The organism is Nocardia sp. CC201C, assembly GCF_030010695.1.
Classification (GTDB): Bacteria; Actinomycetota; Actinomycetes; order Mycobacteriales; family Mycobacteriaceae; genus Nocardia; species Nocardia otitidiscaviarum.
In genome coordinates this window covers 1-9,746 of the sequence record NZ_JASCXP010000282.1, presented here as the reverse complement: position 1 = coordinate 9,746, position 9,746 = coordinate 1, and the positions used below count along the sequence as shown (strand labels likewise).

Genomic DNA, 9,746 nt, shown 5'->3' with positions numbered 1-9,746 from the left:
TGCTCCCGGACGGTGGTCCGCCGGGGGGCGGTCTGCCGGGAGAGGGTTTGCTGAGCAGCGATCCGCCGACCGCCGGTCTGCCGGGTGCCGTCCCGCCGGGTGGCGGGCTGCCAAGGGGTGGTCTGCCGGGTGGCATTCCGCCGGGCGCTGGTCTGCCGGGTTCCGTTCCGCCGACCGGTGGGGCGACGGGGGCTGTGGCGCGCGGTCGGGGTGGTGGTGGCGGGGCGCACGACCGCGTTACCGGTGGTGATCCGCGTGATCGAGTTCTGGACGATGGGCCGCACAATCAGGTGCTGGGTGCGCGCGGGGAGGAGCTGGCGGCGCGGTACCTGCGGGCCGCGGGTATGGAGGTGCTCGCCCGCAACTGGCGGTGCCGCTACGGCGAACTCGACCTCATCGTGCGTGATGCGGAGGTCACGGCCTTCGTCGAGGTGAAGACGCGCAGCGGTGTCGGGTTCGGGCTGCCCGCCGAGGCGGTGACCTTCACCAAGCAGCGGCGCATCCGGCAGCTGGCGCTGCTGTGGTTGCGGGAGCAGACCGGGCCGTGGCTGCGCATCCGCTTCGACGTGGTCTCCGTGCTGCTGCCGCCCGACGGGGAACCGGAGATAACACATCTGCCGGGGGTGTTCTGATGCCGCTGGGGCGGGCGTATTCGGTGGCGGTCGCGGGGGTGGACGGGCAGCTGGTCGAGATCGAGGCCGATATCGGGCAGGGGCTGCCGTCCCTGCACCTGGTGGGGCGGCCCGACACCACGTTGCAGGAGTCGCGGGATCGGGTGCGGGCGGCGGTCACCAACTCGGGGGAGCGGTGGCCCGACGGGCGCGTGGTGCTCGCGCTGTCACCGGCGACGCTGCCCAAGGTCGGCAGCGTGTACGACCTGGCGCTGGCCACGGCGGTGCTCGATGCGGCGGGCGCCGTGCCGGTCGATCGGCTGGCGAAGGCGGTGCTGCTGGGTGAGCTGGCCCTCGACGGTCGCGTGCGCCGGGTGCGGGGCGTACTGCCCGCCGTACTGGCCGCGCGCACGGCCGGACGATCCACGGTGGTGGTGCCCATGGCGGCCCTGCCCGAGGCCGGACTGGTGGACGGCATCGAGGTCTTGGGTGCGCCCACCCTGCGCGCGCTGCTGGACTGGCTGCGAGGCGACGGAGATCTGTTCGCCCCCGACCGCGTGCAGCCCGCACCGACCTGGACCGGTGGTGATCTCACCGAGGTGGTCGGTCAGGACGAGGCGCGGTGGGCGCTGGAGGTGGCCGCCGCGGGCGGGCACCATCTGCTGCTCACCGGCCCGCCCGGCATCGGCAAAACCATGCTGGCCCAGCGACTTCCGGGGCTGCTGCCGCCGCTGAGCGAACGTGAGTCACTCGAGGTGACGGCCATTCATTCGGTGGCGGGCACACTGTCGGGCGATCATCCGCTGATCACGGTCGCCCCCTTCGTCGCGCCGCATCATTCGTCGTCGGTGAGCGCCATGGTGGGTGGCGGCTCACCCTCGGCCCGGCCCGGGGCGGTCAGCCGGGCGCACCGCGGCATTCTCTTCCTCGATGAATGCGCGGAGGTCTCCAAGGCCGTATTGGAAGCTCTCCGAACACCTTTGGAAGAAGGCGAGGTGCGTATCGCGCGGCGCGACGGGGTCGCGCGCTTCCCCGCGCGGTTCCAGCTGATCCTGGCCGCCAACCCGTGTCCGTGCGCCCCGGCCCGCGATATCGACTGCATTTGCGCCCCTTTGGCCCGCCGCCGCTACCTGGGCAAACTGTCCGGCCCGCTGATGGACCGCATCGATCTCTGGGTGCAGATGCACGCGCAGGCGGCGGGTGCGTTCAGCGGCGAGAAGGCCGAGAGCAGCGAAACCGTGCGCGCCCGCGTCACCGCCGCCCGCGAGGTCGCGGCCAACCGCTGGAAGGCGGTCGGCTGGTCGCTCAATGCCGAAGTGCCGGGACATGTGCTGCGGCAGCGCTTCCGGTTGCCGCGCGAGGCGCTGGCCCCGGTGGAGAACGCGCTCAAACACGGCCGGATGTCCGCACGCGGTGCGGACCGCGCCATTCGCGTCGCCTGGACCATCTGCGACCTGCGCGGCGGCGAGGTGCCCACCGCGCAGGATGTATTGCAGGCATTGACCTTTCGGCAGCGGGGGACATCATGAGCGAGTCGCAGCCTGCACCGCGTCCCACGCCGTGTGCGTTGCCGCTGCCTGCACCGCCTCCCACACTGTGTTCGACGCCGACGCCGACGTCTATACCGATGCCGGATCCGGATGCGTGTGCGTCTGCGTCTGCGTCTGGATGTGCGGCCGCAGGGGTAGGGGCGGGTACGGGTGGCACGGATGCGGGTTCGACCGAACCAGATACAGGGTCAGCCACTTCCGGTTCGGGTACGGCCGACCCGGGCACCGCTACGGGTGCGTGGCAGACTCGCGCGCCGGACGGTCGGGATACCGCGCTCCGTCGCCAGCGGGAGACCTCCGATGCCGACGTGGCCAGCGCGGCAAGCGAGTTGCGCACGAGAGTCACAGCGAGCACGAGCGGCGTGGTGAGCACGAGCGGCGTGGCGGGTGCGAGCGGCGTGGTGAGCGCGAGCGGCGTGGCGAGCGGCGTGGCGGGTGCGAGCGACGTGGTGAGCATGAACGGCGTGGCGAGCATGAACGGCGTGGCGGGTGCCACGGGAGTGCAGGGTGGATTGGGCGCGGCGCGGGAGGCGGGCGTGTCCGGTGCGGTGAGCGCAAGCGCTGCGGTGGGTGGAACCGACGTTGCTGGCGTGCGGTTGAGCACCGAAACCGTTGTACCTGAGGTTGATTCGGAGGCTCGTCGGTTGGCGTGGGTGTACCTGTCTCGGGTTGTCGAAGGGCCGTGCGCGCCGCTCTCGGCGCTGATCGAATCGGTCGGGGTGGTGGAGGCCGCGCGGGCGGTGCGGGAGTGCGCGTTACCGGACACGCTGCGGGGGCCGACCGAGTCGCGTCGGGGAATCGACAGGGCCGAACGGGATCTGGAGCTCATGGAGCGGATCGGCGGACGGGTAGTGACGCCCGATGATGCCGAATGGCCCGCGTGGCGGGTGCTGGGATTGAGCCAGCTCGATCCGGGTGCGGACGAGGGCGGCGCGGTGCCGCTGGTGCTGTGGGTGCGCGGGCCGCGGTCGTTGGCGGAGTGCACGGAGCAGGCGGTGGCGGTGGTGGGCGCGCGGTGCAGCACCGGATACGGGAACCAGGTCACGGGTGAGATCGCCGGTGAGCTGGCCGCTCGTGGGTGGACGATCGTCTCCGGTGCCGCCTTCGGCATCGACGGTATGGCGCATCGGGCCGCGCTGGCGGCCGGGGGCGTCACGGTCGCGGTCCTGGCATGCGGGGTCGACCGCCCGTACCCCGTACAGCACGACCGGCTGCTCGCCGAGATCGCCGACACCGGGCTGGTGATCAGCGAGTACCCGCCGGGCGTCACCGCGCGCAAGCACTACTTCCTCGCCCGCAACCGGCTGATAGCCGCCCTGGCAGACGGCGTGGTGGTGGTCGAGGCCGGGCTGCGCAGCGGCGCCCGCAATACCGTGAAGTGGGCGCGCCGCCTGAGCCGCCCCGCCCTCGCCGTCCCCGGCCCGGTGACCTCGGCGGCCTCGGTCGGCTGCCATCGCATGATCCGCGAGGGCGAGGCCCTGCTCACCACCGGCGCGGAGGACATCGTCGACGAGGTGGGCCCACTACGGCTCTCCCTGCCGGGCAGTGTCCCACCGAACCCGGAGGACAACCTGACCGGTGACCAAGCAGCCGTCTACACGGCCCTGCCGACAACCGGATCCCGCCTGCCCCGCCTGCTGGCCGAGCACGCCGGACTATCCGTGCCCGCCGTCCGCGCCGCCCTGTGCGCCCTGGAACTCGCCGGTCTGGTGTCCTGCGACGAGAACGGCTGGTACCGACTCGCCGCCGCCGCGCGCCCGTGAACATGCCGGTCACGCCGTGGTTCGGCGGTCCACTGTCCCTGCCGTCGCGGCTGATCCGATCAACTACGCCCGTGTCGTCCACGGTCGTGTCGCCCGTGTCGCCCACGCTCGTGTCGCTCGTGTCGCCCGCGTGCGCGTGCCCGCCGCGTACGCGTGCTCCACCGCCGTGACGTACCAGTCGCCGATGATCCCCTCGTTAGTCTGCTGTGCTACCGGCGAATACGAAGCCTGGCAGGACACCTTGGAGCCGGACGGGTTCATCCCGGAGGACTTGCGCGACGCCGTCTACGGTGTATTGATCGCGCGGTGGGCCGGATGTTTGGCGGAGTGCGGAGCCGGAAGCCGACGGCGTCGGGACCGGCCGTCGCGCCCGTCGTGCTCGTGGTGCATGATGCCGCCGAACGTGGTGCCGGAGCGGCCCGACAGGAACCGGACAGTTGAGAATCGGCCGCGTCACGGTCGGCCGACGGGGTGCTACGGCACTCGCAGCGTCGCACGGCCGAAGGCCGCTGGCCCCGCGGCTGGTGGTCGGCGTAGCGGTGTGCTGCTTCGCGACGCCGCGTGGTCCGGTGGCGCGTCGCTTGCGGGAGTGGCAGGGGGAGGGGGAATCATGGGGATATGAGTGGCCTGCCCGAGGATTTGGATGCGTTGCTGGTGGAGTACGGGCGGCATCTGCGGTTGGGGCGGAACCGGTCGGAGCATACGACGCGGGCCTATGTGGGGGATGCGCGGTCGCTGCTGGAGCATTTGGTGCAGCGGTCGGCCGACTCCGGAGTGGGGGAGGTGGACGTGGCGCTGTTGCGGTCGTGGTTGAGCGCACAGGCGGCCAAGGGGGCGGCGCGGACCACCATGGCGCGGCGGGCGTCCTCGGCGCGGACGTTCACCGCCTGGCTGACGCACACGGGGCGATTGGTGGTCGATCCGGGGCCGCGGCTGGGGTCGGCGCGCGCACATCGGGTGCTGCCCGCCGTCTTGGGGCGCGAGCAGGCGCGATCGGCCATGGATGCGGCGGAATCCGGTGCGGCGCAGGAGGATCCGCTTGCCCTGCGGGACCGGCTGATCGTGGAGCTGCTGTACGCCACCGGAATTCGGGTGGGCGAGCTGTGCGGGCTGGACGTCGACGATGTCGATCGGGAGCGCCGACTGGTGCGGGTGCTGGGCAAGGGCAACAAGGAGCGGTCGGTGCCCTTCGGCGGCCCGGCCGACACCGCCCTGGAGAACTGGTTGCGTCGGGGTCGCCCCGCCCTGGCCACCGCCGATTCCGGCCGTGCCCTGCTGCTCGGCCGCCGTGGCCGCCGCATCGATCAGCGTCAGGCCAGAACCGTTGTGCACGAGGTGATCTCGGCTATCCCCGGGGCTCCCGACATGGGGCCGCACGGCCTGCGGCACACCGCCGCCACCCATCTGCTGGAGGGTGGCGCGGATCTGCGTGTCGTCCAGGAACTCCTCGGCCACGCGAGTCTGGCCACCACGCAGCTCTACACCCACGTCTCCATCGACCGTCTGAAGAAGGTGCACGACCAGGCTCACCCGCGCGCCTGAGGTCGCTGTGATCCATCCCTCACCGTCGTATCGCGACTGTATCGGCGAACTATCGTCAGCCAGGCGTATGGTTTGTTAGGTAATCCTAATACGGAGGTGATTCACTTGGCTCGTCCCGCACGTCCTCGGACGAAACTCGTCGTCCAGAGCACCACCCGGCTCACCGACCACCTGATTCGCGTACACCTCGGCGGACCCGAATTCGCCACGTTCCAGCCCAACGATTTCACCGACGCCTACGTCAAACTGCTGTTCCCCGGCGAGGACGGCGAGACCATGCGCACCTACACCGTGCGCTCGGTCGACACCCAGGCCCAGCAGATCGCCATCGACTTCGTCTACCACGGCGATGAGGGTGTGGCCGGACCCTGGGCGGCGGCCGCCCGCCCCGGCGACGTCATCGAGATGTTCGGTCCGGGCGGCGCGTACGCCCCGCGCCCCGACGCGGACTGGCATCTGCTGGCCGGTGACGAATCCGCGCTGCCCGCCATCGCGGCGGCCTGCGCGGCCATGCCCGCCGCGGCCGTGGGCCGGGTCTTCGTGGAAATCGCCGGTCCCGCCGACGAACTCGACTTCGAACGCCCCGACGGCGTCCGCCTCACCTGGATCCACCGCGGCACGGCCGCACCCGGGGAGAAGCTGGTGGCGGCCGTGCGCGCGGAACCGTGGCTCGACGGGCAGGTGCAGGTGTTCATCCACGGTGAGGCCCAGGCGGTCATGCATCAGCTGCGGCCCTACATCCGCAAGGAACGCGGCATCTCCGCGGAGTGGGCATCCTCCATCTCCGGCTACTGGCGGCGCGGCCGCACCGAAGAGGGCTTCCGCCAGTGGAAATCCGATCTGGCCGAGCGCGAACAGGTGGAGGCCGCCGTGGCTCGGTAGGTGCTCGCGTCGGTTGCGGTACGTTAGCTGAAGGTAGTGCAGTCGTACCTGACCGGAATGTGTGAACACCGAGTCGAAAGGGTTTGCGATGGCCGACCAACTCGATCCCGCGGTGCGGCGGTTCGTCGACGCGCTCAATGCGGGCGACCGCGATGCCTTCTACGGCGTGCTGACCGCCGACGCGACCATGTCCGACGACGGGTCCGACCGCGATCTACGGCAGTGGACCGCGAGCGAGATCTTCGATACCGCCGGACGGATGGACATCCAGTCGGTGAGCGAAGGCGGGCGGGCACTGGTCGCCGACTACTCCAACAGCCGCTGGGGCGCCATGCGCACCGCCTGGCGGTTCGAGGTGGACGGCGACAAGATCAGCCGATTCGAGACCGGTCAGGCCTGACCGGGGCGGACGGCGTCGATGTACCGACCCGCTATGTAGCGCTGGATGATTCGCACCGCCGGGCCACCCAGCCGGGTGTACCAGGTGCCGGGCCGGGAAAACGCCGCGACCACGCCGTACACCGACTCGTCGGCCGGGTCGTACTCGACGGCGAACAGCTCCTCCCCGCACTCCGGATGCCCGGGCAGGGTGCCGTAGGCGAAGCCGAGCCGGTTCGGTTCCGCCAGCACATAGACGACCCGGCACGGCGCGACGATGGCGACCGGTCCGGCCCCGAGCCGGACCGTGAGCCGCGTCCCCACCTCGGCAACCGGCGTACTCGCCTCCCGGAAGATCCCGGTACCCCGCTGCATGCGATACGCCCGAATGTCCGCACCCGCCCGCTCGAACAGCTCCCGCCCGGATCCGATCCGGCGGCGAATCCGGAAATGGTGGTAGCCGGACGGGAACTCACCGTTGGTCGCACCGACCTCGGGATAGGTGAACGGGGTGGGAGCGGGACGGATCGACATGGCTCCATTCTGCTGTCGGCAAGCGCATCGGGCCAACGCGGCGGCGCAGCTCCGTCGGCTCCGTGGCCGAATTCCACAGCTGCCGCGCGCTGCTCCGGTGCCGAGACGAATCGCTGGCCAACACCCCCATCGGACCATCGCGAACCCGCGCACCGGCAGCCGTAGGTCGCTCGCTGCGGGGCACCGGATAGACGCCTGCTCACAGCGGACTCGCCGAGGTGTGCTCCGACATCGGCTCGACGGCCGGGGGAGACTGGTGCCATGAGTCACCCCACGCCCGTGGACGACGACGAACGAGAGGTGGATTACCGCTTCACCCTCGCCAATGAGCGCACCTTTCTGGCTTGGATACGGACGGCACTGGGTCTGCTGGCGGGCGGTGTGGCGGTGCACGAATTGGTGCGGCCGTTCCGGCATCACGGGCTGCGCACGGCGGTGGGGATGAGCTGCATCGTGCTCGCGATCACCATCGCGGTGGGCGCGTACGGACGCTGGCGGCAGGTGACGGCCGCCATGCGGCGCGGTGAACCGCTGCCGCGCACGGTCATGGTGCCCATCCTGTCGGCGGGCATCGCCGTCATCTCGGTGCTGTCGGGTATCGGAATGCTGTTGTCGTGAGCGGAGTTCCGACGACCGAACAGGGCCTCCAGGCGGAGCGGACCGCCCTGGCGTGGTGGCGCACCGTGGTGGCCGCCATGGCGAATGTGGTCCTCCTGCTGCACGCGGCCGCGGTCAGCGGTTGGCGGCCCGCGGCCGTCGCCCCGGTGGCCGCGGCCTTCGCGCTCGTTCTGGTGGTGGCGGTCGGGGTGCGCCGCGCGCACATCCTGCACACCCGCCCCCGGGCGAACTGGAGCGACGGCCGGTTCGCGGTGGTCGTGGTATCCCTCGCCATCATCGCGGTCACCTGCGTGGTGGCGGTGTTCACCCTCGGCCTGTCGCGGCTCGAACCGTGAGCCGAGCCCTGCGTTCCGCCGGTGCTTTCAGCCAGTGGCTTCAAGCGCAGCGGCGTGTGCCTGACCAGTGGCAGCGGGTCCAGGTACGTCCGCCCGCGCCGCAGTCCCCAGTGCAGGCACACTCCGGGGCAGCCGTGGTCGCCGCGCTCCAGGACGCCGAGCGCGCTCCCGCGCGTCACTCGCCGTCCCGCCGCCGTGGTGGCCCGTACCGGCTCGTAGGTCGTGCGCAGGCCGCCCGCGTGGTCCACCGACACCACGGGCTTGCCCGCCACCGTTCCGGCGAAAGCCACCACTCCGTCGGCCGCGGCGAGCACCGGTTGCCCGGCGGCACCGGCCAGATCCACCCCGCGATGACCGGATAGCCAGTCGTGCTCCGGATTGTCGAAACCCCGCACGACCGCCGGACGCGGACGCAGCGGCCAGTCGAACGCGTCCTTCGGCGTGGCCGATACGGTAGGCGATACCGCGGCGGTCAGCACGAGCCAGCCGAGGACGACCCGGCTCAGTACGAGCCGGTGGAGAGCGACCCGGCTCAGTACGAGCCGGTCGCGGGTGACCCGGCCCTGGCGGGGCGTTGCGATCCGATGCATGTATCCAGCGTCGTATCGGCAGGTCGGCAATGGAATCCCGGTATCGGCGAGTGTGGATGACACGCGCCGGTGTGAATATCCGTCTCTTCCCTCGCGGGACCCGATTTCTGTCTGACCCGTCACCCCCGTAGACTGGTCCAGCGGTTTGCGTACGCAGACCGACTTCGCGCGCCCGCATCGAGGGTCGCCGGCTGGTCCCATCGCGTTCCGCTGAACATCGATTGTTCAGCAGGTGCGTCGTGGGTTCCGGTGGCTGCGGGCGCCAGGGCAGAGATCGCCGATTTCTGCGTCAACCAGCGATAAGAGGAGATACGGGAGCCATGGCTGTCGTAACAATGAAGCAGCTGCTCGACAGCGGCGCGCACTTCGGTCACCAGACCCGTCGGTGGAACCCGAAGATGAAGCGGTTCATCTTCACCGACCGCAACGGCATCTACATCATCGACCTGCAGCAGACGCTGACCTACATCGACAAGGCCTACGAGTTCGTCAAGGAGACCGTGGCGCACGGCGGCACCGTCCTCTTCGTCGGCACCAAGAAGCAGGCCCAGGAGTCGATCGCCTCCGAGGCGACCCGCGTCGGCATGCCCTACGTGAACCAGCGCTGGCTGGGCGGCATGCTCACCAACTTCCAGACCGTGCACAAGCGGCTGCAGCGCCTCAAGGAGCTCGAGGCGATGGAGCAGACCGGCGGTTTCGAGGGTCGCACCAAGAAGGAAATCCTCATGCTCACGCGTGAGAAGAACAAGCTGGAGCGCACCCTCGGCGGCATCCGCGATATGGCCAAGGTGCCCTCGGCCATCTGGGTCGTCGACACCAACAAGGAGCACATCGCCGTCGGCGAGGCGCGCAAGCTGAACATCCCGGTCATCGCGATCCTGGACACCAACTGCGATCCCGACCTGGTCGACTACCCGATCCCGGGCAACGACGACGCCATCCG

Annotated in this window: 10 protein-coding genes and 1 pseudogene; 9 read left to right on the top strand and 2 right to left on the bottom strand. The window is 70.4% G+C overall.

Annotated features, from left to right (window positions below; translation table 11 throughout):
- Positions 1-266 precede the first annotated feature (266 nt).
- From QK444_RS25065 to QK444_RS25040, 6 genes are all read left to right on the top strand, one after another.
- Positions 267-632: a YraN family protein gene (locus QK444_RS25065; RefSeq protein ID WP_282784271.1), complete on the top strand. Its 366-nt coding sequence runs from the start codon at positions 267-269 to the stop codon at positions 630-632.
- The gene (locus QK444_RS25060) at positions 632-2,140 is read left to right on the top strand and encodes a YifB family Mg chelatase-like AAA ATPase (protein ID WP_282784269.1); all 1,509 of its coding nucleotides are present in this window, start codon (positions 632-634) and stop codon (positions 2,138-2,140) included. Before QK444_RS25065 ends, QK444_RS25060 begins: the two co-directional genes overlap by 1 nt.
- A 386-nt stretch (positions 2,141-2,526) precedes the next feature.
- Positions 2,527-3,924 (top strand): DNA-processing protein DprA, encoded by a 1,398-nt coding sequence (gene dprA, locus QK444_RS25055; protein WP_282784267.1) that lies wholly within the window; start codon positions 2,527-2,529, stop codon positions 3,922-3,924.
- 618 nt (positions 3,925-4,542) lie between these two features.
- The gene (locus QK444_RS25050; RefSeq protein ID WP_282784266.1) at positions 4,543-5,466 is read left to right on the top strand and encodes a tyrosine recombinase XerC; all 924 of its coding nucleotides are present in this window, start codon (positions 4,543-4,545) and stop codon (positions 5,464-5,466) included.
- A 105-nt stretch (positions 5,467-5,571) separates the two neighbouring features.
- The gene (locus QK444_RS25045; protein WP_282784265.1) at positions 5,572-6,348 is read left to right on the top strand and encodes a siderophore-interacting protein; all 777 of its coding nucleotides are present in this window, start codon (positions 5,572-5,574) and stop codon (positions 6,346-6,348) included.
- 88 nt (positions 6,349-6,436) lie between these two features.
- On the top strand, positions 6,437-6,748 hold the full coding sequence (locus tag QK444_RS25040; RefSeq protein WP_282784264.1) for a nuclear transport factor 2 family protein: 312 nt from the start codon (positions 6,437-6,439) through the stop codon (positions 6,746-6,748).
- On the opposite strand, the gene QK444_RS25035 is transcribed toward QK444_RS25040, so the two are convergent.
- Complete coding sequence (locus tag QK444_RS25035) at positions 6,739-7,260, bottom strand: DUF1990 domain-containing protein (protein WP_282784263.1); 522 nt, start codon at positions 7,258-7,260, stop codon at positions 6,739-6,741. The two genes, QK444_RS25040 and QK444_RS25035, sit on opposite strands and share 10 nt — an antisense overlap.
- A gap of 261 nt (positions 7,261-7,521) precedes the next feature.
- Between QK444_RS25035 and QK444_RS25030 the strand changes: the two genes are divergently transcribed.
- Together QK444_RS25030 and QK444_RS25025 are read left to right on the top strand one after the other, a co-directional pair.
- The gene (locus tag QK444_RS25030) at positions 7,522-7,878 is read left to right on the top strand and encodes a DUF202 domain-containing protein (protein WP_282784261.1); all 357 of its coding nucleotides are present in this window, start codon (positions 7,522-7,524) and stop codon (positions 7,876-7,878) included.
- Positions 7,875-8,213: a hypothetical protein gene (locus tag QK444_RS25025; protein ID WP_282784273.1), complete on the top strand. Its 339-nt coding sequence runs from the start codon at positions 7,875-7,877 to the stop codon at positions 8,211-8,213. The genes QK444_RS25030 and QK444_RS25025 overlap by 4 nt, the downstream gene beginning before the upstream one ends.
- Positions 8,214-8,245: 32 nt before the next feature.
- On the opposite strand, the pseudogene QK444_RS25020 reads toward QK444_RS25025, so the two are convergent.
- A pseudogene (locus QK444_RS25020) lies at positions 8,246-8,692 on the bottom strand (peptidoglycan DD-metalloendopeptidase family protein); the annotation flags it as partial.
- Between the two features lie 431 nt (positions 8,693-9,123).
- Between QK444_RS25020 and rpsB the strand changes: the two are divergent.
- Positions 9,124-9,746, top strand: a 623-nt coding sequence (gene rpsB / locus QK444_RS25015) for a 30S ribosomal protein S2 (RefSeq protein WP_282784259.1), incomplete at its 3' end; no start/stop codon positions are given.